This window comes from Paenibacillus gallinarum (assembly GCF_014836635.1).
In the GTDB taxonomy this organism is placed as follows: Bacteria; Bacillota; Bacilli; order Paenibacillales; family Paenibacillaceae; genus Paenibacillus; species Paenibacillus gallinarum.
This window is the reverse complement of the sequence record NZ_JACSQL010000006.1, coordinates 211914-236783: the sequence shown is the minus strand read 5'-3', so window position 1 is coordinate 236783 and position 24870 is coordinate 211914. Positions and strand designations below refer to the sequence as shown.

Here is a 24870-nt window from a genome sequence, read left to right as displayed (position 1 = left end):
CTTACTTTTATCTATTCATACCAGTAAAGAAATAGTTGGCTTGTATAACGAAAAATCCCGGATAAAAAAACGAATATACTTACAAATTTCGTACTTATCCTGCTTTCTTCTTTACCTAACAATCTCATTCCTTTTCCACTACGAAAGGATCGCTCTTTTCTCAATTTATCAGATATAGCTAACGCCAATTTAAGAATCAAGATAATGAGTAAGATAACAAAAAAGAAAGCACCTAAAGAATTTAAACTAATCGCAATGTAATGATTCCACCCAAGTTCATTTCTGCGTCCATTGAAGAAGTACAATACAATATCTCTATATGTTAGACTTTCAGATTCAGGTAGAACCATCGCATCTTCAGGTCCTAGAAAAACGATAACAATTCGAATGATACAAAAAAATAAAAGAGTTAATATAGCTGTCCCATATAAAAACAGTTCAGCCCACTCTCCTAGCCTCAAACGTTCCGGTGGGTCTAAATACGCTTGGCTGATTCTTACTCTTCTAACAATTCTATAGAGCTTTAACATACCTCTACTTAGCCAAATACAAAAAATACTAACGATGCAGCAAACGAAGACCACGCTTGCTGCAAAGAGTATATGGTTTAACATTTCAATCGAACTAATTTTCTCGCTCCTGACTGTCCATGATGACTGATATCTGCTTGTTTCATTTAATTCAAAATATAATAGGACAATACACTTTGTACTTCATAAATATTTGTACTTTTATTAAAGTTTTTCTGAATCGGTACCGTACTGCTGGAGATATAGATTTTCAGCTCAGCTTCCATATCGAAATGCCCTGCCGTCTCAATGGAATAATGCGAGATACTTTTATATGGAATTGAATGATACTCCACTTTTCTCCCTGTTAATCCTTGTTTATCGACAATAATCAGACGCTTATTCGTAAAAATAAACATATCCCTTATTAATTTGTACGCACGCTCAATTTGTTCATTTGGAGCAAGCAAAGGAGCAAACTCCTTCTGTATTTCATTTAAATTGACTTGAGAAGCATTTCCTAGCAATCCATCAAAAAAACCCATGTCTCATCCCTCTTTCTAAAAATCGTTTGTTTCCATATTATATAGGATGTTTATAGAAATGATCAGTTAAATTCAGGAAAAACAAGTTCCAAATATTTACCGATGAAAGAAATTTCAATTTCTTCACTTATTAAAAGGTATAATGAAATCGATTCATTCCATAACAATAAAAAGAACACAACCTCACAAACAAGGGGCTGTGTTCTTTAGCTTACTTTTATGAAGAATGAGTTTAATTAGTCAAGTACAATGGACTTATTCATCTCAGTCCAAGCCGCAGGACCAATAATGCCTAGTCTCCACAGTGCTATTCCTTTGAGATCGTACCGTTTGGCAAGACCAATCTTACTATTAATGCTTGCTGCATCTTCACTGCCTCTGGAAATACCAAGGAGCAGTTTATCTTTACTTGTCTCTTTCAGTGCAAGGCGAATCGCTTCGTCTACCTTGGCAAGAGGTTCGGGTCCTTTTTCATTTTCGAAGGCATATGCCATGATAATAAGTTCATCAGCCAGATTTCCTAGCGTTTTGTAGTCGTAGCCTTTGTAGGAACTGTTAATTGGATGGAGAGCAAGAGTTAAGGTAAGTCCTTCCGAGTGAGCCCGTGTAGCAATCGCTTTGACAAAAGCATTGTAATCACTTTTCACCTTGGCAGAATCACCAGTGAGTCCAAGCCCTTCGAAATCAAGTGTAATTCCTTTAAACCCTTTTTCTACCGCCGTAGTCACGATACCCTCAATTGTCTTAGCTTGAAGCTGCTTGTCTTCTAAATTCTTCGTAAGCTCAAGCTGCCCATCTAAGGCATATACCATGAAAGAAGAAGCTGTCCCCACGCTCTGTGCTTCTTGTACAATACTCTCTCCTGTGATGTCTCCTAGTGAAGAAGGCCATTTATATTCGTCACCTGTGGTTGTGAAGTTTCCTTCCCGGTCAATTCGTCCCCAACCGAAAGCGGCAGCATCCAGGCTTGGCAGATACTTGATTTCATCATAAGAGCGAAGAGCATAGAATCCCATTGTATACATTTCTTCTCTTGGAGAAGTGATTGACACGGTCTTTGCGGCTTGATTCCAGCCGACGGCTGCTCCAAACTGCTGACTGAAGAAGCTAAGCGGGATCATGGTTGTATTACTGATGGTCCTTGGTGCGAGAGTAAGAGGTACATTTTGTCCATTTACTTTAGCTGTCTTACTTCCCATTGTGAGTTCTACGACTTTACTTCCTTCATCAGTCTGTTTCGTTGCTGTAATTTTTTTAAGTTTCTGATTCCACTGTACATTAATACCGAGGGCTTCAGAAATAGCTCTGAAAGGAACCATTGTTGTTCCGCTAATAACGACAGGTGCTACTGGGAACGGAAGTGAGTAACCGTCCAGCACTATTTTTACTTGATTCGTTGCTGCATAAGTGGAAGGAATACCGGTACTTCCTACAGTACCTCCTAGTAGTATGGCACAGCTTAAAATTAATTTTCCCCATGGTCTCATATGTTTTCCCCATTCTTCTGTAGTGGTGGTAATTAACTATAAATCTAGTAACTACCACTACTATTCTACTATAAATCTACATTAAAATGGGTTATTTTGCTTATCTTGGTTTATAAAAAACAAAAAAACCGTACATGACGGTTTTTTGAGTAACAGCTATGTGACACATCAAAATTATAGATACAGAGAATCTACGTACTGCTTGTCTGCATTTTCAAGAGGTGTATATCCTTCTTTGATCACCGTTCTGACCGTAGTTTCTTTTAGCACCCAGATTAAATATTTGTTCAACAGTGCCCATACCGCAAAACCTACCAGAAAGGCTGGGAAAAATGACGTGGACACCAGGATGGAGAAGAACATTATGATCATCTGAGCCAAAATAAAATACAATATAATGAGCGCAGGCAGAATCATACGCGTAGGTTTTACTTTTCGATATGCATTAAATAGGCGAAAAGAGCCAACCCAGTTCAAAGAACCTGTTGCTTTGATCGGTACTTCAAGTTCCTTATTTTCTTTTACAAAAGTGAGTATATTTTTTTTGTTTTTCTCTCGTTTCAAAGACAAATCCACCTTTAGTTACTTAGTAATCAAATGCTACCTTAAAGAGTAACATATTTAGCTTTGATTATCGAATCCTCCTTATTAAAAAGAAAACCGCCTCCTAAGAGACGGCTTCTTCCCTATTATTTATCAAGATGATAAGTCACTGTAGAAATGACGACGTCCTTATGCCGGAAAAGATAAGCTCGAAGCAGCAGGCTGGTTTGATTATGAAGAACATACTGCCACCAATGTTTTGTAATAAACTGCGGAATCAAAATAGTAATATGATCTGTCTCATTTTTCTTCCATTCCACCGTATCTATAAATTTTATGAGCGGCTTTACAATACTTCGGTAACTCGATTTCAGGGTGATGAGTCTAACGCCTGGGTTCCATCCCTCCCACTTCTCTTCCATCTTATGAATGCTGTCATCATCAAACCCAACATATACAGCTACCACATTATCGGTTAATGACTTGGCATAACTGAGTGAATTGCGAACAACATTTGTGATCCCCCCAATTGGAACGACGACCGTACTTCCTTTAATCTGTAGTTTATCTTCCTGGATATTAATCCGAAGCTGATCTGCTACATGAATATAGTGACGGTGAATTCGCATAAAGATCCAAATGACCAGCGGTAAGAAAATAAAGACGGCCCATACTTGACTGAATTTAGTGAAAATAAAGATCAGTGTAATACTTAGCGTAGTCAGCATACCAACCGTATTAATAAGAAGCTTAATTTGCCAACCAGATGGTTTCAGCTTAATCCAGCGGATCATCATACCGAGTTGGGACAAGGTAAAGGGGATAAATACCCCAACTGCATACAGTGGAATTAATCCTTCTGTATTCCCGTGGAAAGCAATCACAAGTACAGCTGATAGAACCCCAAGGAAAATGATACCGTTGGAATAACCAAGCCGATCACCGCGGACGAGAAACATATGCGGCATAAATTTATCTTTTGCTAACATAAAGGCAAGTAATGGAAAAGCAGAATAAGCCGTATTTGCTGCTAAAAATAGAATGAGTGCCGTAATCCCTTGGATGATGTAATAAATCGTCCCCCTGCCAAAAACGGAATTCGCAATTTGCGATACGACCGTTTCTTTTTCGCTTGGTATAATCCCATACCAGTAGGCAAGTAAGCTGATACCTATAAACATAAAACCAAGTATAGACCCCATCATGACTAACGTTTTTGCAGCATTCTTCTCTGCTGGAGCCCGGAAGTTAGGAATGGCATTGGATACCGCTTCTACACCTGTCAGCGCAGAACACCCCGAACTGAAAGCTTTTAACAAGAGAAAGAGACTTACATTGTTTGCGGCGCTCCCCCATTCCACTGGAACGGCTGGTTCTGCTCCGCCCATCGCATATTTAACAAATCCGGTAATAATCAGTACAACAATGGCAAAGACAAATAAGTAAACCGGTAATGCAAGTACGGAAGCAGACTCCGTAATCCCTCTCAGATTTAGGATCGTGAGCAGTAGAATCATGGTGAGTGCAATAAGCACCCGGTAATCATGAAGTACTGGAAAAGCGGATGTAATGGCATCCGTTCCTGCGGAAGAGCTTACGGCAACAGTCAAGATGTAATCGACAAGCAGAGATCCTCCTGCGAGCAGACCGCTTGATAACCCGATGTTATCTTTTGCTACGATATAGGCGCCCCCGCCTGATGGGTATGAATAAATCGTTTGTCTATATGAGAATATTAGAATGACGAGTAGTCCGAGTACTGCAAGTGAAATCGGTATGGAATACCAGGCAGCTGCAGCACCCACTGCCATCAAAACAATGAGAATTTGTTCTGTACCATAAGCTACGGACGATAATGCATCCGAAGAAAGTACGGCGAGCGCCTTTAATTTACTTAGTTTCTCTCCTTCTAGTTCGCTGTTTTTCATAGGGCGTCCAATCAATAATCGCTTCATTTTTCTAACCATAAAGATCTCCCTCTTTACCCCGTATCTAGTGCTGAGTTTTCTTTTCTATGTGTTTATCCTCTCAGCAGATGAATCATACTCCCATTGCCTTTAAATGGTAAAGGAGCACGAAGGTCTAAAGAAATCAAACGAAGCCGAATACATACAGGAATTATGTACCGCAGATTAAAAATCTCTTCGTAGCTTTATTTATCTCGTTCGATTGTGTTTTTTTAGAGAAAAAAAAGTTTTTTTTGAAAAGGGAACCTTCTAAATGATTAATTTGTCTAACTCTAAGGAAAGAATATTTCACATCATGAGAATTAGAAGGAGTTGCTAAGAAATGAAGAAAATGATTTTGATGTTAATGACGTTTACGATGGTGATCGCTGGATGTGGAACACAAAAAGCGGAGGAAGTTAATGAAGTTAACGTACCGGTAAGTGAATTAATGGAAGTTATTATGCAGAAAACGGAGATGAATAAAGACCAGTTCTTCGACATAAATCTCAAAGAAGATACAGAGACGGCAAGAAACTTAGGTATTGATCCGACGATTATTGAAGAAGGACAGTACATGAAAGCGATGATGAATGTACATGCCGATGAATTTATTATTTTAAAAGCATCTGATGCTTCGAATGTAGAAGAACTAAAAGCTGCACTGGAGAAAGAAGTTGCTAATCAAGAACGAAATTGGAGTACTTATTTACCAGAACAATACGAAAAAGTGAAGAACCACATTATTAAGCAACAAGGCAACTATTTGGCACTCTTAATTTCAAACGATGCTGAAAGAATGGAACAAGCCTTTACAAATGCTTTGACTTCCGAGAGCAAATAATTCACGAGCCCTTTGAAGGAAGACTGGAGGGAATATCCTTGGTTTTTAGCTCTGTAGCCTTTTTGTTTTACTTTTTACCCGCAGCTTTATTAGTATATTTTGTAGCGCCGCAGCGATGGAAGAATGCGGCGCTTCTTCTTATTAGTTTGCTTTTTTACGCTTGGGGAGAACCGGTTTATATTCTTCTTCTACTGTTTTCCTCAGTGATAGATTACATGAATGGGCTCCTAATGGATCGATATGAGCAGCGCGAGAAAATACGCCGATTTATCCTTGTATTCTCCCTGATCGTAAATATTGGCGTACTCAGTTTTTTCAAATATGCTGATTTTCTTATTCATTCTGCGAACGATCTGCTGGGTACTAACTTTGCGGCTCTCGATCTGCCGCTTCCGATTGGAATTTCTTTTTATACGTTCCAAACGATGTCCTATATGATTGATGTTTACCGGCGAAATGTTCGTGCGCAGCGGAGTTTTATCAACTTTGCAGCATTTGTATCCATGTTCCCGCAGTTAGTAGCAGGACCTATTGTCAGGTATGAAGATATTGATAAACAGCTCGCTCGCCGCCACGTATCCATGGAGCTTTTTGCAAGTGGTGTGCGCCGCTTTATCATCGGTCTAGCCAAAAAAGTACTGCTTGCCAATAACATTGGAATGCTTTGGGACACTACGCTATCTGGAAGCAGTGAATTAACCATCATGGGTGCGTGGATTGGGATTCTTGCGTTTGCTTTTCAGATTTATTTTGACTTCAGCGGTTATTCAGATATGGCCATTGGACTTGGTAGAATGCTCGGCTTTGAATTTCCTGAGAACTTTCGTTATCCCTACATATCTGAAAATGCTTCCGAGTTCTGGCGAAGATGGCATATTACGCTCGGCTCGTGGTTTCGAGATTATGTATATTTCCCGCTCGGGGGAAGCAGGGTTCGTAAGTGGAGGCTTCTCGTAAACCTATTTATTGTCTGGTTTTTGACTGGATTATGGCATGGAGCGAGCTGGAACTTTGTGCTGTGGGGCTTGTACTTTGGTTTCCTTATTGTGATCGAGAAGTTATGGCTTGGAAAATGGCTTGAAAGGATCTGGCGTCCTTTCCGGCACCTGTATTTTATAGCTGTCATCCTGATTGGCTGGACCTTATTCGCTATTGAGGATCTTGCTCTACTTCCTCACTATCTTTATGTGATGCTTGGATTTAGCCAAGCGGAATGGATAAGTAGAACGAATCTTTACTATTTACAATCGTATGGAGCACTGCTCGTGATATTAACGTTCGCCTCGACACCTATTGCAGCTCGTTTGGCATCAAAATTAAATAACAGAATGAATCGTACAGTCATGGCGATCCTCGAAGCGATTGTCTTAACCATCCTTCTGCTCGCTTCCACAGCGTACATTATTGATGACTCGTATAATCCATTTCTGTATTTCCGTTTTTAGGAGGTGATGATGATTGGATCGTAAAAGAGCAGTTATCGTAACCAGCGGCTTTCTTCTATTTATCAGCTGTTTTGGTATGTGGAGCTTATGGGAACCGGACCGGACCTTATCTGAATTTGAAAATCGTGTCTTAGCTAAGTTCCCCTCCTTCTCCTGGGACAAACTCTGGAGTGGACGATACACAGATCAACTGGACGATTATCTGGTGGATCAGTTTGTAGGTCGTGACAACTGGGTCGGACTCAAATCAGATATGGAGCGAATGTCAGGCAAAACGGAGAATAATCAAGTATTCTTTGGTAGTTCAGGATATCTGTTTGAACGGTTTACTTACGATGAGGAACAGCTGGGCCAGAATATAAAACAGATTGCTCGTTTTGCTGAGCGTCATCAGAAGGATGTAGATTCGTTATCTCTTCTGCTTGTTCCCAACTCCCAAACGCTGAATGGCGAGTATTTACCCAAATATGCGGAAGCAACGGACGCTCCCCAGTCACCACTGATGGATCAAATCTTTAGCGAACTGAGTGGACGGGTTGCGCCCGTTGATATCAGAGAAGTACTACAGCAGAAGAAAAGTACCGCACAAATCTATTATCGTACCGATCATCACTGGACGACACGCGGCGCGTACTATGGATATCAAGCCTTTGCGGATACGATTGGCCTCTCTCCTACTCCTGAAGCAGCACTTGAGGCAAAGCAGTTCAGCGATTCGTTCTACGGTACATTTTATACCAAGGCAAACCAGCGTAATATTACTCCTGATCATCTAGAATTGCTGGAGACTTCTCTTCAGGAATACGAAGTCTGTATCGAGGGACAGAACACATGTAAGAATTCTTTTTACGATTTGAATGCACAGAATGAGCGGGATAAATACAAGGTGTTTTTCGGCGGAAACTACCCGCTTGTAACGATCAACATTCCTCATGAGGAAGCTAATAAAGATCGCAGTATTATCGTGTTTAAAGACTCCTATGCTAATGCAATGGTGCCGTTTCTAGCCCAGCATTACTCTACCATTCATATGATTGACATGCGTTACTTCCGGATGGATGTAGACGAGTATCTAGAGGAACATCATTTTGATGATATGCTTCTGTTATATAGCGTAGCGACTATAGCTCAAGAAGATATTTTTAAATGGCTTAATTAACATTTAGGATCTCCGTAAAGAAAAAGTTGATGATGACTTTTATCTTTACGGATTTTTTATTTTGCAGATGAATCATTCGGTTGATCTAATTTAGTTAACTTAATATTTATTATGTAAACTAAATTAGAATTTTTTACAATGTTCGATGTTTTCTTAACACGCCTATTAGATACGATCTTAATCTCCGAAGTTTCCTCTATCAGAGTTCCATTATGAGTATTCACCTACACCATAGTCTACTGTCCTCCATATAATGGACGATACCGTGTTTGTAAGATATCGGTGTAATCCATTTTTGCACTAGGGAGTTGTTATGGTGAATTCAAAAGTGAAACTGACTGGTAAAGTGATTTTCCGAGGAGATCCGGGATATGAGGCTGCACGTAGAAATTGGGATCCTCATACAGACAGATATCCGAAAGTCTTTGTTTTTGCTCTAAAAACGCAAGATGTGGCTAATGCTATAAAATGGGCTCGTCATCATCATGTCCCCATCCGGGCCAGAAGTGGACGACATGCACTCGAGAACAACCTCTCGCAAGTTAACGGAGGCATAGTTATAGATGTGAGCAAGATGCAAAGTATTAAGCTGGATAAGAAGAATGGGACGGTCATTGTTGAGACAGGTAACCTAGTCGGGAGAATTGCTAAAACCCTTGCTGCACAAGGATTTATAGCTCCATTTGGTGACAGTCCAACCGTGGGGATCGGCGGAATCACACTCGGTGGAGGAATCGGGCCGTTACAGCGTACAATTGGGCTTATCAGCGATAATCTGATTGGACTAGAAATGGTCGATGCAAATGGAAAAGTAATTATTGCTAATCATAAGAAGAATGCTGATCTTTTATGGGCTTCCCGTGGGGGCGGCGGCGGTAACTTTGGAATATGCACAAAATACAAATTCAAAGTGCGCAAAGCCCCTGCGAAGGCTACCGTATTTAAGATTACATGGCCATGGAACCAGTTCGAAAAGGTATTGAAAGTATGGCAAAGGTGGGCTCCTTCTGTCGATACAAGACTTGGAAGTGAACTGAATATTGGTCCTAAAAAAGGCGGCAACGTCACCATGGAGGGCTTGTTCCTCGGATCAAAAACAGAGGCAGTCCGCCTACTTAAGCCGATTACATCCGTCGGAACTCCAACGGAGAGTATTATCCGGTTATTACCTTACACGGAAGTGGTGAACTTCTTATTAGCACCAGATCCAGTACTTACCCAGAAGTATAGCAACCAGTTCTCTTCAGGTTTCGGAAAGTCTGTTTTTCCTGACAAAGCCGTAAAAGTAATGCGGGAATTTCTAGAGAATGCAGAGGCAGATTCGACAGCCGGATTTTTCTTCCTCAACTGGGGCGGTGCGGTAAGCCGCGTTTCACCAAAAGCAAGTGCTTTCTTCTGGCGTAACGCCAAATTTTATGTGGAATGGAATACCTCCTGGATTAATCCAGCCGATGCTGCTAAAAATATCGCCTTAACTCGTAATACACGCCGAAAGCTACAACCCTATATCGTAGGGTCTTATATTAACGTACCAGACCAAGGCATCAAAAATTCAGGACCGGTATACTATGGAACAAACTATGCTAGATTACGTAAAGTGAAAGCGAAATATGATCCTAAAAATGTGTTTAATAACCCCCAAAGTATTCCTCCTGCTCGAAAAGGATAGACCAGCTCTAGTGTGACATTCACTATTACTCAGAGAATGGGTTAAAGCATCTTTATAAGTATGAATATGAAAACACTTTTGATAATGAAGCAAAGGGCTGCTTTATTGGCAGCCCTTCTTCTATTGATCTATGTTATTGAACCATGTTGTTAAACCGTCTTAATCCAAATTCTTAATCAAGAAATCTACTAAATCGTTTGTTAGTTTACATAATAAATATTATGTAAACTAGATTATCAATTAAGATAGATCGATCTCAAGCATAGCCATGGCTTGTTCCTTCTCTCTATTGGTAACGTGGGTATAGACGGTTGTAGTCTCAATAGATGAATGCCCGAGCAACTCTTGCACGGTTCTGAGATCGGCACCTTTACGAAGCATCATCGTCGCAAAAGAATGTCGCAATTTATGACTGGAGTATGCCTTTTTGCGGGTGATCCCTTCATTCTCTTGAAAACGATCAAACGTCTCAGCTGCAATCAACTGTATTGTCCGAATGGACAACCTTCTCCCTTGCTGGGAGATGAAGAATGCTTCTTCTTTCGATTTACGAGGTTCAATTCTCTCGGCTAGCACTTCATCAAGCACATCTCTTACTGCAGTGGGAACGGGTAACGTACGCCACTTTCTCCCCTTACCAAATACATCGATCGTACTACGCTGCGAATTATAATCTCCAACATTCAAAGAATGAACTTCTCCTACCCGCAGACCCATATATGCCATAAGCAGAAAAATCGCTAGATTGCGATTCCGATATTTCCCCTCCACCGATTTCATGAATTTCGGCAGATCTACTTCATCTAAAAATACGGGTGCTTTATTTTTCTCTGTTCTCGATTTCTTAATTCCTGTTGCCGGATTCACTTCGAGAAGTTCGAGTTCAATCAGCGCCTTGAAGAAACAATGCACCGAAGCGTGTTTACGATTCCGAGTTGAATCACTGATCCCCCGATCACGAGCCTTGGACAGAAAAGAGAGAACATGTAGCTTCTTCACTTTATCTAGTGACTTCCCATTTAGAGAAGATAAAAACTCAAACACATCACTTTTATAAGATTTAATGGTGTGGCCAGTGTACCCCGCATCTTTCAGCCAGATATCAAATGCTTCGAGTTCTTCAGCATAGGTTTCTAAAATAGTTTCTAAGATTTCTGCATTCAACATCATCACCTACCATTCTTCAAAATTAGAGTTTATAAGCAAAATACGTGTCGATCTACGTCTACGAACTTAGGTAAGTGGTCGACTCTCTTTAATAAATCGAATATAAACAGATACTGCGTATAATTTATATTATACGCAGTTTTTTGATGTAATGAAAGCTGTATTTTTTCGCTATATACGGTTGTTATACGAAGTTTAGAAATAATCCTTATTTGCTAGTAAAATAACGACGTTTTATGTAATACTATGCCTTAAAATAGCCGGTAAACCTCCTAAACCCGCTACATAATTAGACATAACAAAATAAATGCCGAATTACGCTATAAGTGTTTGCTCTCTTTTATTCCCTATATAAGCATAAAAAGAGGTGCCTGATTCGTATGAATCAGACACCTCTTTTTGCGTTGCGATTTTTGATAATGATAATGTAATTCGACATCTTATGGTAGCCGTATGTGATCCATCGAGCTTTAAATAAACAACCGGATTTATTTCAGCACAGCTTCTAATGTATCTTCTATTGTGGGATAACGAAATTCAAAACCTTCCGCTAATAATCTTTCGGGTACTACCCATCTGCTTTTTAAAATCAGTTCTGTTTCGGTCCGAATGAAAACAGCCCCCATCTCTAACATCCACCCAGGAGTAGGAATTCCTAATGGAACATGCATCTTCCTACGCATTTCAGCCATTAACTTTTCATTAGATATAGGATAAGGAGACGCCGCATTAAACACACCGCTGAGATCCTCACGCCGCTGGATAAACTGTACGATCCGGTATAGATCTTCCACATGAATAAAACTGAATTTTTGTGTTCCAGGGCCTTGCTTACCCCCGAGCCCAAATCGAGTTAGGTAAAGATAAGGAGTCATCACTCCCCCGTCTTTACCCAGCACAATGGAAATTCGTAGGGCAACCTGCCTGGTCCGTTCTAGTGTAAATGAGAAAAAGACTTCTTCCCACGCTTTTGCTACATCTACTGAGAAGCCTGTTCCGATCTCTCCCTCTTCTTCCGTCATAGGCCGATCTTCTGCATGTCTGTAGATCGTGGCCGTGCTAGAGTTGATCCATAGCTTGGGCGGTTCTATACAAGCTTCTATCGCTTCTCCTAAGATCCTAGTAGTCCGTTTCCTGGATTCCATGATTTCACGCTTGTTGCGCTCATTATAGCGGCAATTGACTGATTTTCCTGCAAGGTTAACGAGCAGATCTGCTCCTTCCAGTGCTTCAACAATTGAAGATTTATCATCCCAAGAGATATGCCCCTCTTGCCTTGATATAATGTATACGGTGTCGCCTTTGCCCTTAAATTCCTTCTCGAAAAATTGGCCGATAAACCCCGTACCGCCGGCTAGCACAACCTTCCCCATAAAGCTCACCTCATTCACTAAGATTTATACGAACCGAGTAATATCTCATGGCACTAGGTACCCCTCGAATCTCAAGTTTACCCTCATAGATTAAGCTCCGTAATCGATACTCAAAAAACGAATCGCCGATATACTGCTCCAAATACCCCATAGCTTCCCCTACGATCCGCGCTGCTTTCAAAAAACCATCTTGATTAGAGCGACTCTGTAACTTGTAGACAGTATGAAGCAAGTAATCATCTAAATAATTTTCTTCTACTGTATTTACTTCCCCATTATCCCACAGCCTAAGCACCTGCTTTGACTCGGCATATCTCAACCATTCTTGTTCGTACTTACTTCTTTGTTCTGTAGTTAATGGATAGATTCGTTTCATTTCATGAAACACTTCAATAAGGTCTTCCGTCCTAATTTCTCCCGTATGGCGATAATATTGTTGATGCTTCGGTATATTGTACTTTCTTTCACATATCCTAACAGCATTGATTTCAATTATTTCATTCTTATACTCTTTTAATAAATATTGAACGTACCTTGATCCTATTTTTTCATGAGCTGAATCTCCATCCCAGATTACAATTCGAGCTTGTTCTGGTATCTGCTGAACCATTTGGATAGGATTCAATTCACCATGATGAGTGAAATTATTATCTGTATATTCTGGATCGAGGTGAGTTCTCATCCATTCTTCACGATATCGTCTTCCTTCTGGTTCATGAAGTTTCCATATAGGTCCCACAGAAAACAGATCTGGAAAACAGATGATCCCATCGGACTTCTGTAAACTCAGCTGTTTGATGGCCTGTCTTACACTTCCTGCTGTAGAATGACCGAACACGATATGGACTGTTTCCGTCTTACGATTTGGAACTAGCCTTTGCTTTGCTGCTTCTTCCGGGGTAACGACTAGTTCATTGTATATATGGACAATGTCTGAAATGAAAATATCCTTTTGGTCAGGTTCTTCCTTATACTGCTTGACTGTATATAGATATGCGAGAAGAGCCTGCCTGACATCTTGGTCTTCCATCTGATGAATGATATCTTTCAGCTGCCTCAGCGCTATTCCCCCTTATTAAATAATGACTTCCTAATTAGAATAATTAATAGAAAATTTTGGGTATTTGTTTTATTATAATGAATTTAACCACTTCATACAATTGATGACACAAAAAAAAGCTCCTACCGAAAGGTAGGAGCCCGATTGTAGACAAACTAACTTAAACTAGTCTGTCTACAATCTTTGATAAATTACATTAGGATTTCACTTTAGGTGATTCTTCCCAGCCTGTTACATTCTCGATTCCTGGAATGGAATCTTTGTAGAATACAGGATCTTTGCCTTCTTTTCTTTGTTTTGAATAATCCTTCAACGCAGCGAATGCGACCTTTGATAAGAGCGTAATGGCTATTAAGTTAACAATAACCATGAAGCCCATAAACAGGTCGGCCATATCCCAGACAAGCTTCACGCTAGCGATCGAACCAAACATGATCATAGCAAGAACAGCAATTCGGTAAACCACAAGCGTTGTTTTGCTTGATTTAATGAACTCGATATTTGTTTCACCATAATAGTAGTTACCAATCAGCGTACTAAATGCAAATAGGAAAATCATCAATGCAAGCATACCTGACGCCCAATCACCAAAATGGATGCTCAGTGCAGTTTGTGTAAGTACAATCCCTTCTGTATTAACAGATGGATCTGTGTAAGCACCTGAGAGAAGTACCAAGAAAGCAGTACTTGTACAAATAATCAGCGTATCAATCAAAACGGCTAAAGCTTGAATTAAACCTTGTTTAGCTGGATGACTTGTTGTTGCTGTAGCAGCCGCATTCGGCGCACTACCCATACCTGCTTCATTGGAGAAGAGTCCTCGTTTAACCCCTTGCATGAGAGCTCCACCAAGCGTACCACCCGCAAATTGTTCAAAACCAAATGCATGTTTAACGATGGTAGCAATCATCGCAGGAACTTCAGTAATATTCATTATTACTGCAATTAGAGCAATACCGATATAAATAACGGCCATGACAACGACAATGTATTCAGAGATTTTAGCAATTCGTTTAATACCGCCAAAAATAATAATCCCGAACGCTACAACCATCGCAATACCGAGCCATAACGGATCAATGCCAAATGAATTTTGGAAAGCTGTTGCTACTGTATTGGCTTGAACTGCATTAAATACGAGTCCAAAGGATACTGTAATCAAGACAGCAAACAGGATTCCCATCCAACGCTTGTTAAGCCCTTGTTCCATATAGTAGGCAGGTCCGCCGCGGAACCCTTGTTTGTCCTTGATTTTATAAACCTGAGCAAGTGTACTTTCCACAAAACTAGATGCAGATCCGATGATCGCGATAATCCACATCCAGAATACAGCACCGGGACCCCCAATACCGATTGCGAGAGCGATACCCGTGATGTTACCTGTTCCGACACGAGCAGCCATACTGATGCAAAATGCTTGGAAAGCGGAAATTTCATTTTTGTTCTTCTTGTTTGATCCTTTGAGTTCACGGAACATATCTTTTATGTAAGTGAACTGCATAAAACCTGATTTCCATGTGAAGTAAAGCCCGATCGTAACCAATAAGACGATTAGAACGTAAGACCAAAGCACATCGTTAATCAAACTAATTCCTTTTTGTAAAATGTCTTGCATCTCAAACCTCCATCATGTTGTATATTCGTTTAAGGGAACGATGTCCTTAACGATCTCTTGTTAGTATTATTAACATTGAAATTTAATAACGCATTTTTTTATTATACTTATTTTTATTAATTTACGCTATATTAATTTTATAGTATAAAAATGATTTTTTCATGTCAAGATATATTACAAACAGGACATCTTGCAATTATATACACACTTATGTTTTTTTATACCTGGAGATATATACAGAGCAGAAATACAATGTCTTTTTATCCGAAATAAAAGAAATAACCTATTCATAGGAACAGGTTATTTCTCATTTCTTTGTATAGTATTTGCATAAGTGAAAATAGTATTACTAACGAGTTAAAGAAAGACCAATTTCGGATAAAATGGCACTACCAAGGTATGTGCCGGTAAATACGAATAATGCAACAATAGCAACGCGCCAAGATGTTTTACGAAGATCTGACAGACGGTCTACTACGGAGATCCCAGCGAAAGCCAAAATAGGTGTAGTAATTGATAAGAAATTAACGGCTTGAATAGCTTCTACAAAGACGTCAGAACTAAGGCAGAATACTAAAGACGTAATGGATACCCAGCCAAGCACAGGAAACTCTTGCAGTACTTTAACAGGTACTTTCTTCATTAAAGAGGAAATCAAAATGCCTATCATCGAGAACAACCATAATACAGCCAGTCCACCAATCGTATGCCATGAGACGGTAACACCCTCACCGATCCGAAGTTGTTTCATAATATCCGTAAATAGGATAAGCGAGACACTTAGCAAAAGTACAAGTCCAGCTTTCATCCAGTGTTTTTTATCCAGTACCATTATCTCACTCCTCCAGTGAACAGATTATACATAAAACGTTGCAGCGGAACAGCCAAAAATACCATGGTGTACGTTCCAAGGAAGCTTGTAAGCAATTGACTCGCTGCAGCATAACTGTTGATGACTTCAGCTTGATCTGGAGCTATCGCAATCAGGGATGAAGAAGCTCCAACCATCATACTAGATGACCCCACTCCAGAAGACATAGCCAGTGCTTCAATAGAGAAACCTAAAGAGTGAAGTACAGGTGCAATAATACTAAAGAACAAGGTTCCAAACAGTGTACCTATAATATACAGTGATAATACCCCGCGTCCTTCGCTAGAATCGAGTGTATATTTCTCAGAAATATAAGCAAGTTCACCTTCACGACCAAGCCCCAGGGTGGCTCCAATCGCTTCCCTGCGAAGACCGAGTAGAATCGCCACAGGAAGACCAAGCAGTACGGTTCCGAGGTTACCGATCTCTTGCAGCAAGAAGACCCAGCCAACATCAAGAATTTCTCTTAATTTAGGAGCAACATCCGCTCCGTAACGTGCCATAAGAGGTAACATGATGTAGATCAGATATTTACTTGCGAAGTTCACGTTTTCTTTACTGTACACCTTTTTCATAATACCGCATCTAAAAATAGTAGTTCCTAGAATCATGGCAATAAGAATAGCAAACACAAGTGGGAGCAAGTTAATGGTTATGTCGCCGATCGGTATGGACTGGGTTCCAATCCATTCTGCCGCTGTAATGAGAAATAAAGCAAATAAGATAAGATAAACAAGATGTCCTTTTGATTTCATGAACCAAAATCCTCATTTCTGTATATTCTTTGTTGTCTCATTGATCTATTTAGTGGATAAAGATTACTCCGTAATGGATGCTAGAAGTGCTTCATACTCATCGAACGTACGGCGATAGATTCTAGATTTGTCGAGCTGACCGTTCATTTTGTTAAAGACTTCTGTCAAAAATCTAGGGAAAATTTCATAAATGAATTCCGGATCAATATCTTTGAAATCATCACCATGAATCGTACCTGTAAAACCACTGTAACCGATTTGAATGCAAGGCATCATGAAAGATAAATCTCCAATATCCCCTGCTGCACTGATTGCGTTACCTTCAAGTATTTCTTCAATCGCTTCATTCTCTTTATATGCAGCCAGCGCAAATTCAGAAAGATAACGATCTTGTACAAATGGCAAATAGCCCATCTGTGTAGAAGCTTCAACCTCTCCGCCCATGGCAATGGCACTGCCTTTTGCAGCTTGATCCATCTGCTTAGCAACTTCCTTCATATATTCGACAGACTGTGTACGTAGGTCCGTTCCAACTGTGATTTGGTTAGGGATTACATTCGTAGACATATCCGACTGCATCACAATGGGGTTCATTCTCACCTTTTCTGCATCTTTAAAATGCTGTCTCTGCATACCCAGCGCTACATTGAATAAAGTCGACATGCTATACGCATTAGTACCTGAGGATGGATCAAAACCGGCATGAGACGCGCGACCTTTAAATGTGTACTTCTTATACAGAAAACCTGCTAGATCACAATTGATTTCAATGGTACGTTTCGGATATTCTCCGCCCATGGAATGAACACATACTCCCAGGTCAATATCGTCAAATATGCCACGTTTCATTGCTTCAGGTTTACCGCCGTAGTAGGTTATTTCCCCTTTCGCTTTCAGTGCATCACGATAAGGTAAATCAAGATATTCTTCCGCAGGAACAAAAATAAAGGTAAGTGAAAAGTCTAAGGATTCATATGCTTTCGTTGTAAAATAGTGCTTATATAGTGCGAGGGCTATTGCTACTTGCGTGTAATGTCCGCAGTTATGTGCTGCACCGGTTTCTTGATCTGCCTGAAAATGAGACGGTGCATAAACTGCATCGAGTTCAGCAATAAATCCAAGATTCAGCGATTTACCTGAACCGAGTGTCGTTTTAATGCCTGTGCCGCAGAATAGCTCATAAGTAAGCTCAGGATTCACTTCGAGTAAAAATTCAAGAACTGTTTGGTGTGTTTTTTGTTCCTTGTAACCTAATTCAGGATTGTCAAAAATACGGTTAGCAATTTGTTTGATTTCTTCATACTGTTTTGTGAAAGTACTCATGCTGTGTCCCCCAGTTAGGTCGTTTTATATTCAATTAAAAATATATGCATGTCAAAAGAACATCCCCATCATAAGTAAAAAGCAGAACATTGTCAATAATTTTAGGAATTTTATGTCGAATTTCGTTTTATTTCCGAACATTATGTTAATAAATCAGGTAATTGTGAGGATTTTCATAGAGTGAAACATTGAATGTTTCAACCTGCAGGTTGAGTGCAACTTCATAAAAAAAGAAGAAACCACATTGTATATAAACAATGCGGTTTCTGGTTTAAATAGTGGTTTTTCATAATATGCTATGTAACTGATGTAAATCTGAGATTTCATATGTTGGGATGATATCTGTAGAATTAACTAGCCCTTTCGGATTAAACCAGCAGGTATCAAGACCAGCAAGCTCGCCCCCTTTAATATCTGCACTTAGCGAATCGCCAATGATCAATGCTGAGGAAGGATGAAAATCAGGAATTCGATCAAATACATAATCAAAAAATTCTTTCATTGGCTTCTGATAACCGGTATCTTCAGATACAAAAATCTGTTTCATATACGGATAAAGACCTGAATTGCGCAATCGAATATCTTGCGTTCTTGAAACCCCATTGGTTACGATATAAAGATCATAACGATGTTGCAGCTCCGTTACTAATTCCATGGCCCCATCAATCAGCATATGTCCTTGTTCAAGATAGCTTCGATAGGTTTGCTCTAACTGGGTACCATCCGCTTCAAGTCCCCATTCTTTAAAGAAAAGAGAAAATCGAGTATGTAACACTTCATCTCTACTAAGCGTCCCTTCTTCAAAAGCTCTCCATAATTGCTTGTTAATCGTTCTGTAACTGGCTTCTATTTCAGGTGTGAAAGGAACCTTCATATCTTTACATAACAGCTGAAGGGCATTGTTCTCTGCCGCACCAAAATCAAGCAGCGTGTCATCTACATCAAAAAACAACGTCTTATATGTATTCATCATGTGTCATCTCTTTCTTTTATACTTTTCTGAAAATCAGTTTCTACCAGTATATGGTGAGCTTTAATTTTATACCTAATGACCTGATTAGAGTATTCATTTTTTATTTAGTTTACATAATAATTATTATGTAAACTAAATATGTTTTCCTTCTGAATATCTTCCTCCCAATAAACGCTATGGATTGATATTACAAAAATCAGGACATTGAGAAAATCCCAATCGTCCTGATTTCGTAGTCATTATTTAAATTGAACTACTTCTGTCCCCGCAATAAAATCGTGAATAGCACGTTTATCTTCTCTGAATACGACCATAAACAAGCTGATAATCCAGCCAATGCCGAACGTAATTCCATATACGAAGCCCGCTACCAGATTGCGCAGCAGCATGGTCCCGATCCCTGGAGGTCCTTCGTCTGATACCTTTTGTATTTTGATACCACATATTCGTTTCCCGATGGTACACCCTCCCCAGAAGACAGGGAGAAGCAGCGAATAAAGAAAAGTAAGCAGTTGCAATAACCAATTGTCGTTACTAGACCCGGTCAAAATATTAGACAAAATGTACAAAGGGAGACCCACGATGATTCCATCAAGCAGCCCCGCTAAAAAACGCGACCAAAAACCAGCTGGTTCACTTACCATACCGTCACCACCTATTCGTATTCGGCTATCTGTATTCATATGTAGGTAATAACGACATGTGGTATGAATCAGTTACGAAAAATAGAAAAAAATCCTGATCTTAAGTGAAGTGAGATTGTTTTCATACCTATTAGAATGAAACACTAGTCATTACTCATGACATGCAGATAAAAGTTCAAATCATTTTCTAGGTGTTTTTTCATCAAAGCTTCAGCCTTTTCGCCATCTCTTGCCTTAATTGCCTCATAGATGTCTTCATGTTCATCAATAAGATGAGGCCGATTATAGATAACAACGGTTTTTCTCAGCAAATAAATGATAGCTTGCATCCGGTCAATGATATCAATCATCATCGGATTATTGCTTGCTCTCACAATATCATTATGAAAATCCTCATTGGCAGACATAATCTCTTCTTTCGTTCCCTTTCTGCCAATCTCCACATATTCGTACAGTTTTTCAATTTCATTTTCTTTTAAAAAGATTGCCGCACATCGAGCTGAGTATCCTTCCAGCAAGATTCTGACACTAAATATATTTCGTAAGTCCTTCTCCGTCGGCTTTACTACTTTCTTTTGAACAATAAGTCCTTCATTTTCTAATTTGCGTATGGAGTCCCTTATTGGTGTTCTGCTGACGCCAAGTTCTGTAGCAAGTTTTTCTTCGACGATCTTCGTACCGCTAGAAAGCTCACCGGTTAATATTTTATCACGGAGAATTTCGTAACATTGATGATACGCCGGTCGTGAGTTGTTACCTTCAAGCACTAACTTCACCTCCGTTTTCATTACTAGTTATTACTCATATTACCAAATTAACACAGAAAAATCTTTTATATATAAATGGCAAGAGAAATATAGCATACGATAAATTCATAGTCGTCTACAACTAACACAGTTTTTGTATACAATTTAAAGTTAAATTGTATACAAAATAATCTTTATAGTATACAATAAGAACGAAAACACGAATGTAAGCGGTTGCCTATTTACTTTCCACAGAATCACTGATCTCAAGATGATAAGCGAATGACTGATTATAGTGAAGTACATGGGTAAAAATCAACTCTATGTCGAACCAGGCCTTACATAAAAAGATACTATTAGGAGGAAAAAATCATGGCGCATAAAGTAGGATTCATCGGACTAGGTATTATGGGGAAACCAATGGCTTTAAACCTCAGAAAAGCCGGACACACACTGATCGTTAATGACCTAAATCAAGAAGCAGTTCACACATTATTGGAAGCGGGTGCAACCGCTGCGAATACACCAAAGGAAGTTGCGGAAAACAGCGAAATCATCATCACCATGCTTCCTGCTTCTAAACATGTACAATCTGTTGTACTCGGTGAGAACGGAATTTTAGCTGGAGCAAAAGAAGGTTCCATTATTATTGATATGAGTTCAATTACCCCTGCTGTTACCAAAGCACTTGCTGAAGAAGCAGCCAAAAAAGGCGTCGGTTTCTTAGATGCACCAGTTAGCGGCGGTGAACCTAAAGCCATTGATGGGACATTAGCTATTATGGTTGGTGGTAAAGAAAGCGTATTCGAAGCAGCAAAAACAGTTCTGTTTGATATGGGTAGTGCTGTTACACTCGTCGGAGACAGCGGCTGCGGTGTTACTGCGAAACTCGCAAACCAAATCATTGTAAACCTTAACATTGCTGCCATGTCAGAAGCTCTCGTCCTCGCTGCAAAAGCAGGAATTGATATTGAAAAGATGTATCAAGCCATCCGAGGCGGACTAGCAGGAAGTGCAGTACTTGATGCTAAAGTTCCTTTAATCTTGGACAGAAACTTTGCTCCAGGTGGAACGATTGCGATCAATATGAAGGATATTACGAATGTAATGGATACTGCTCATGAGATTGGTGTACCTCTCCCTCTATCCAGTCACCTCTTAGAAATTTTCCATGCCTTAAAAGTGGACGGCAAACTAATGGATGATCACGGTGGTATCGTACAGTATTACGAAAAACTAGCGAATGTCGAAGTTGGGGGTCTTAGCAATGAGCACAAATAAAAGATCTGTGGAGGAAGTCTTCAGCAAAATCCCTTCTTTTGATACAACTCATGTGAATGAAACTATTCAAAAAGAACTATCAAATTTCAATAAAAAAATCATTGTTCTCGATGATGATCCAACGGGTGTTCAAACCGTACACGGCATTTCCGTTTATACGGATTGGTCTTTGGACAGTATCGAAAAAGGTTTTCAGGAAGAGAACTCCATGTTCTTTATTTTAACGAATTCACGTGGATTTACGGCTGCTGAAACAACAAAGGCGCATCAAGAAATTGCTGCAAATATCGTGGAAGCTGCGAAGAGAAATCATCGCGAATTTACCATCATCAGCCGTGGTGATTCCACATTACGCGGACACTATCCACTGGAAACACAAGTGTTGAAAGAAACCGTGGAAGCGAATTCGGATATGAAATTTGATGGTGAGATCATACTTCCTTTCTTTAAAGAAGGCGGTCGCTTCACTATTGATAATATTCACTATGTTCAATACGATACGGAGCTCGTTCCAGCCGGCGAAACCGAATTTGCGAAAGACCGCACCTTTGGTTATACCAAATCACATTTAGGCGAGTGGGCTGAAGAAAAATCGAACGGTGAATATAAAGCCGAACATATGACTTATATTTCGCTGGATAGCCTGCGCGCGGTAGATATCAAAACGATTGAACAGCAACTGCTGAAAGTCGAAGATTTTAATAAAGTGATTGTAAATGCCGTTGACTATTCTGATGTAAAAGTCTTTACCATTGCCCTAATTCGAGCAATGAATAAAGGAAAGAACTTCCTGTTCAGAAGTGCTGCGGCACTTACGAAGGTAATCGGAGGCGTGAGCGATAAAGACCTGCTCTCTCGTGATGAGATCATGAGTGAATCTACTAACCACGGCGGACTCGTTATTATCGGATCCCATGTTAAAAAAACAACGGAGCAATTTGAGGAACTAAAAAAATCAAATGACATCGAATTCATTGAGTTTGACGTTCATCTTGTGTTAGAACCTGAGAAATTCGAAAAAGAATTGAATCGAGTCATTGAAGAAACCAATAAACTTATTTTAAATGGGACAAATGTTGCCGTATATACAAGAAGAGAACGTTTAGATCTTGGAGAAGGCAAACAAGAAGAAGAGTTGAAACTTTCTGTAAAAATTTCAGATGCAGTTACAAGTATCGTAAAACGTTTAGAAGTTAGACCTTCTTATATTATTGCTAAAGGTGGCATTACCTCAAGTGACATTGGAACAAATGGTCTTGAAGTAAAAAGAGCGACGGTAGCAGGTCAAATTCGTCCGGGAATTCCTGTCTGGACCACAGGTGATGAGAGCAAATTCCCTGGGATCTCCTATGTTATCTTCCCTGGTAATGTAGGGACGAAATCGGATTTAAGAGATGTTGTTGAAATGTTAAGCAAAAAGTAATCTATTTTATTTTTAACTGAGCCCTGAAGTAAGGAGTGTAACTTAGCAATTACTCTTTCGTGAAGAATGTTTATTCATCTAAAAGTTAATATGTGAGTACACTCCTTATGGAAGTGGCCTTCTTTAATGAAGTGATAATGGAAAAGAGGAAAAACAAATGCCGATTATATCTGTTACTATTGGGGTTGTACTATTATTAGTATTAATGATGGTTTGTAAGTTAAACGCTTTCTTATCTCTAATTATTGTTTCTCTAGCAGTTGCTTTGCTAGAAGGAATGACACCGACCGAGGCCATAGGATCGATTGAATCTGGGCTGGGAGGAACACTTGGGCATCTCACCATGATTATTATCTTCGGGGGGATTCTTGGGAAGTTAATGACCGACTCAGGTGGTGCGCAGCGTATTGCGACAACGATGATTAGTGCCTTCGGTGAAAAGAGAACTCAGCTTGCGGCTGTCTTTACAGCTGCTATTGTTGGAATCGCTTTATTCTTTGAAACTGGTGTTGTTGTCTTGATTCCATTAGTATTTACGATTGCTATTGCAGCTAGAGTTCCGGTGCTTTATCTGGGTATGCCTGTAATCGCCGCCCTAATTACGATGCATGGTTTTGTGCCCCCGCACCCTGGTCCAACAGCCGTTGCCAATGTGTTTGAAGCTAATATTGGGCTCACTATGATCCTTGGAATCATTATTGCTATCCCTGCCTTTCTTCTTGCAGGTCCTGTATATACTAAGTTTTTCAAAAAAGAATTTTTAGAAATTGAAATTCCAAAAGGTCTATTTAATCCAAAAGAATTTAAAGAAGAAGAACTTCCTAAATTCGGAATCAGTCTTTTCACTGCTCTGCTACCCGTGATTTTAATCGCACTGCAAACCGTGGTTGAACTTGTTGCACCCGATTCAGCGATTGCACCCATCACTAATTTTATCGGTAACGCGAATGTAGCTCTATTAATCTCCGTTATTGTCGCGATCTTCACTTTAGGTTTAAATTTAGGCAAAAAGATGCCGGAAGTTATGCAATCTCTTAGTGAATCTGTAAGCGGTATCGGCATGATTCTCCTCATTATTGCAGGTGGCGGTGCGTTCAAACAAGTGCTGGTTGACAGCCATATTGATCAGTATATATCCGATCTTATGTCGGGTTCGAGCCTCTCTCCATTGCTTCTTACGTGGCTGATCGCAGCCATTCTAAGAATTGCGGTAGGTTCTGCTACAGTAGCAGGAATGACAGCCGCTGGTATTGCCGCACCTCTTGTTGCTGCAACCGGCGTTAGCCCAGAGCTTATGGTACTTGCTGCTGGCGCGGGAAGCGTTACCTTCTCACACGTAAATGATGCAGGTTTCTGGATTTACAAAGAGTACTTTAACCTTAGTATCGGTAAAACCATTAAAACCTGGTCTGTCATGGTAACCATTATTTCGTTAGTAGGACTTGCTGGTGTCCTCATTTTGGATCTATTTATGTAACTTTAAAAGGCACTG

Annotated in this window: 22 protein-coding genes; 7 read left to right on the top strand and 15 right to left on the bottom strand. The window is 39.9% G+C overall.

The genetic code is table 11. The annotated features are described in order from the left end of the window. Window positions 1–11 precede the first annotated feature (11 nt). The 5 genes from H9647_RS14985 to H9647_RS14965 form a co-directional block, all read right to left on the bottom strand. On the bottom strand, window positions 12–614 hold the full coding sequence (locus tag H9647_RS14985) for a hypothetical protein (protein WP_191801292.1): 603 nt from the start codon (window positions 612–614) through the stop codon (window positions 12–14). Between the two features lie 62 nt (window positions 615–676). Then, a complete protein-coding gene (locus H9647_RS14980; protein ID WP_191801290.1) occupies window positions 677–1054 on the bottom strand; it encodes a PH domain-containing protein in 378 nt (125 codons plus the stop codon). Between the two features lie 236 nt (window positions 1055–1290). Next, a complete protein-coding gene (locus tag H9647_RS14975; RefSeq protein WP_191801289.1) occupies window positions 1291–2541 on the bottom strand; it encodes a stalk domain-containing protein in 1251 nt (416 codons plus the stop codon). 174 nt (window positions 2542–2715) lie between these two features. Beyond that, window positions 2716–3105, bottom strand: a complete 390-nt coding sequence (locus H9647_RS14970; RefSeq protein ID WP_191801287.1) for a hypothetical protein — start codon at window positions 3103–3105, stop codon at window positions 2716–2718. Window positions 3106–3230: 125 nt separating this feature from the next. Next, window positions 3231–5051: an APC family permease gene (locus H9647_RS14965; RefSeq protein WP_191801285.1), complete on the bottom strand. Its 1821-nt coding sequence runs from the start codon at window positions 5049–5051 to the stop codon at window positions 3231–3233. Between the two features lie 322 nt (window positions 5052–5373). Here H9647_RS14965 and H9647_RS14960 point away from each other — a divergent pair, with 322 nt between their 5' ends. The 4 genes from H9647_RS14960 (at window position 5374) to H9647_RS14945 (ending at window position 10147) form a co-directional block, all read left to right on the top strand. Beyond that, entirely contained in the window at window positions 5374–5874 is a 501-nt protein-coding gene (locus H9647_RS14960; protein ID WP_191801283.1) for a DUF4358 domain-containing protein, read from the top strand. Window positions 5875–5912: 38 nt separating this feature from the next. Continuing rightward, window positions 5913–7319 carry an MBOAT family O-acyltransferase gene (locus H9647_RS14955; protein ID WP_191801281.1) on the top strand — a complete coding sequence of 469 codons (1407 nt, stop codon included), beginning with the start codon at window positions 5913–5915 and terminating at the stop codon, window positions 7317–7319. A 13-nt stretch (window positions 7320–7332) separates the two neighbouring features. Then, window positions 7333–8478 (top strand): DHHW family protein, encoded by a 1146-nt coding sequence (locus tag H9647_RS14950; protein WP_191801279.1) that lies wholly within the window; start codon window positions 7333–7335, stop codon window positions 8476–8478. Between the two features lie 313 nt (window positions 8479–8791). Further along, the gene (locus H9647_RS14945) at window positions 8792–10147 is read left to right on the top strand and encodes an FAD-binding oxidoreductase (RefSeq protein ID WP_225229310.1); all 1356 of its coding nucleotides are present in this window, start codon (window positions 8792–8794) and stop codon (window positions 10145–10147) included. Window positions 10148–10387: 240 nt separating this feature from the next. On the opposite strand, the gene H9647_RS14940 is transcribed toward H9647_RS14945, so the two are convergent. The 10 genes from H9647_RS14940 to H9647_RS14895 form a co-directional block, all read right to left on the bottom strand. Further along, complete coding sequence (locus H9647_RS14940) at window positions 10388–11317, bottom strand: tyrosine-type recombinase/integrase (protein WP_225229318.1); 930 nt, start codon at window positions 11315–11317, stop codon at window positions 10388–10390. Between the two features lie 485 nt (window positions 11318–11802). Next, window positions 11803–12687, bottom strand: a complete 885-nt coding sequence (locus H9647_RS14935; protein WP_191801277.1) for a TIGR01777 family oxidoreductase — start codon at window positions 12685–12687, stop codon at window positions 11803–11805. A gap of 10 nt (window positions 12688–12697) precedes the next feature. Then, window positions 12698–13717, bottom strand: a complete 1020-nt coding sequence (locus tag H9647_RS14930; RefSeq protein ID WP_191801275.1) for a DUF1835 domain-containing protein — start codon at window positions 13715–13717, stop codon at window positions 12698–12700. A gap of 226 nt (window positions 13718–13943) precedes the next feature. Next, window positions 13944–15362 (bottom strand): alanine/glycine:cation symporter family protein, encoded by a 1419-nt coding sequence (locus H9647_RS14925; protein ID WP_191801273.1) that lies wholly within the window; start codon window positions 15360–15362, stop codon window positions 13944–13946. Window positions 15363–15711: 349 nt separating this feature from the next. Then, complete coding sequence (locus H9647_RS14920; RefSeq protein WP_191801271.1) at window positions 15712–16194, bottom strand: hypothetical protein; 483 nt, start codon at window positions 16192–16194, stop codon at window positions 15712–15714. Beyond that, window positions 16194–16988 (bottom strand): DUF3100 domain-containing protein, encoded by a 795-nt coding sequence (locus H9647_RS14915; protein WP_191801269.1) that lies wholly within the window; start codon window positions 16986–16988, stop codon window positions 16194–16196. Before H9647_RS14915 ends, H9647_RS14920 begins: the two co-directional genes overlap by 1 nt. 63 nt (window positions 16989–17051) lie before the next feature. Continuing rightward, window positions 17052–18311 carry a M20/M25/M40 family metallo-hydrolase gene (locus tag H9647_RS14910; RefSeq protein WP_191801267.1) on the bottom strand — a complete coding sequence of 420 codons (1260 nt, stop codon included), beginning with the start codon at window positions 18309–18311 and terminating at the stop codon, window positions 17052–17054. A 286-nt stretch (window positions 18312–18597) separates the two neighbouring features. Continuing rightward, the gene (locus H9647_RS14905; RefSeq protein ID WP_191801397.1) at window positions 18598–19281 is read right to left on the bottom strand and encodes a YjjG family noncanonical pyrimidine nucleotidase; all 684 of its coding nucleotides are present in this window, start codon (window positions 19279–19281) and stop codon (window positions 18598–18600) included. A 242-nt stretch (window positions 19282–19523) separates the two neighbouring features. Next, complete coding sequence (locus H9647_RS14900) at window positions 19524–19928, bottom strand: RDD family protein (RefSeq protein ID WP_191801264.1); 405 nt, start codon at window positions 19926–19928, stop codon at window positions 19524–19526. A 143-nt stretch (window positions 19929–20071) separates the two neighbouring features. Beyond that, complete coding sequence (locus H9647_RS14895) at window positions 20072–20716, bottom strand: GntR family transcriptional regulator (protein WP_191801262.1); 645 nt, start codon at window positions 20714–20716, stop codon at window positions 20072–20074. A gap of 330 nt (window positions 20717–21046) precedes the next feature. Here H9647_RS14895 and garR point away from each other — a divergent pair, with 330 nt between their 5' ends. The 3 genes from garR (at window position 21047) to H9647_RS14880 (ending at window position 24855) form a co-directional block, all read left to right on the top strand. Beyond that, complete coding sequence (gene garR, locus H9647_RS14890; protein ID WP_191801260.1) at window positions 21047–21955, top strand: 2-hydroxy-3-oxopropionate reductase; 909 nt, start codon at window positions 21047–21049, stop codon at window positions 21953–21955. Next, entirely contained in the window at window positions 21942–23378 is a 1437-nt protein-coding gene (locus H9647_RS14885; protein ID WP_191801258.1) for a four-carbon acid sugar kinase family protein, read from the top strand. Before garR ends, H9647_RS14885 begins: the two co-directional genes overlap by 14 nt. A gap of 157 nt (window positions 23379–23535) precedes the next feature. After that, window positions 23536–24855 (top strand): gluconate:H+ symporter, encoded by a 1320-nt coding sequence (locus H9647_RS14880; protein ID WP_191801256.1) that lies wholly within the window; start codon window positions 23536–23538, stop codon window positions 24853–24855. Window positions 24856–24870 lie beyond the last annotated feature (15 nt).

What these genes read in the sequence shown, in the direction of transcription:
- H9647_RS14985 (WP_191801292.1), bottom strand. Translation starts at nt 614, where the DNA reads ATGTTAAACCATATACTCTTTGCAGCAAGCGTGGTCTTCGTTTGCTGC.
- H9647_RS14980 (WP_191801290.1), bottom strand. Translation starts at nt 1,054, where the DNA reads ATGGGTTTTTTTGATGGATTGCTAGGAAATGCTTCTCAAGTCAATTTA.
- H9647_RS14975 (WP_191801289.1), bottom strand. Translation starts at nt 2,541, where the DNA reads ATGAGACCATGGGGAAAATTAATTTTAAGCTGTGCCATACTACTAGGA.
- H9647_RS14965 (WP_191801285.1), bottom strand. Translation starts at nt 5,051, where the DNA reads ATGGTTAGAAAAATGAAGCGATTATTGATTGGACGCCCTATGAAAAAC.
- H9647_RS14960 (WP_191801283.1), top strand. Translation starts at nt 5,374, where the DNA reads ATGAAGAAAATGATTTTGATGTTAATGACGTTTACGATGGTGATCGCT.
- H9647_RS14945 (WP_225229310.1), top strand. Translation starts at nt 8,792, where the DNA reads ATGGTGAATTCAAAAGTGAAACTGACTGGTAAAGTGATTTTCCGAGGA.
- H9647_RS14940 (WP_225229318.1), bottom strand. Translation starts at nt 11,317, where the DNA reads ATGATGTTGAATGCAGAAATCTTAGAAACTATTTTAGAAACCTATGCT.
- H9647_RS14935 (WP_191801277.1), bottom strand. Translation starts at nt 12,687, where the DNA reads ATGGGGAAGGTTGTGCTAGCCGGCGGTACGGGGTTTATCGGCCAATTT.
- H9647_RS14930 (WP_191801275.1), bottom strand. Translation starts at nt 13,717, where the DNA reads ATGGAAGACCAAGATGTCAGGCAGGCTCTTCTCGCATATCTATATACA.
- H9647_RS14925 (WP_191801273.1), bottom strand. Translation starts at nt 15,362, where the DNA reads ATGCAAGACATTTTACAAAAAGGAATTAGTTTGATTAACGATGTGCTT.
- H9647_RS14920 (WP_191801271.1), bottom strand. Translation starts at nt 16,194, where the DNA reads ATGGTACTGGATAAAAAACACTGGATGAAAGCTGGACTTGTACTTTTG.
- H9647_RS14915 (WP_191801269.1), bottom strand. Translation starts at nt 16,988, where the DNA reads ATGAAATCAAAAGGACATCTTGTTTATCTTATCTTATTTGCTTTATTT.
- H9647_RS14910 (WP_191801267.1), bottom strand. Translation starts at nt 18,311, where the DNA reads ATGAGTACTTTCACAAAACAGTATGAAGAAATCAAACAAATTGCTAAC.
- H9647_RS14905 (WP_191801397.1), bottom strand. Translation starts at nt 19,281, where the DNA reads ATGAATACATATAAGACGTTGTTTTTTGATGTAGATGACACGCTGCTT.
- H9647_RS14900 (WP_191801264.1), bottom strand. Translation starts at nt 19,928, where the DNA reads ATGGTAAGTGAACCAGCTGGTTTTTGGTCGCGTTTTTTAGCGGGGCTG.
- H9647_RS14895 (WP_191801262.1), bottom strand. Translation starts at nt 20,716, where the DNA reads ATGAAAACGGAGGTGAAGTTAGTGCTTGAAGGTAACAACTCACGACCG.
- garR (WP_191801260.1), top strand. Translation starts at nt 21,047, where the DNA reads ATGGCGCATAAAGTAGGATTCATCGGACTAGGTATTATGGGGAAACCA.
- H9647_RS14885 (WP_191801258.1), top strand. Translation starts at nt 21,942, where the DNA reads ATGAGCACAAATAAAAGATCTGTGGAGGAAGTCTTCAGCAAAATCCCT.
- H9647_RS14880 (WP_191801256.1), top strand. Translation starts at nt 23,536, where the DNA reads ATGCCGATTATATCTGTTACTATTGGGGTTGTACTATTATTAGTATTA.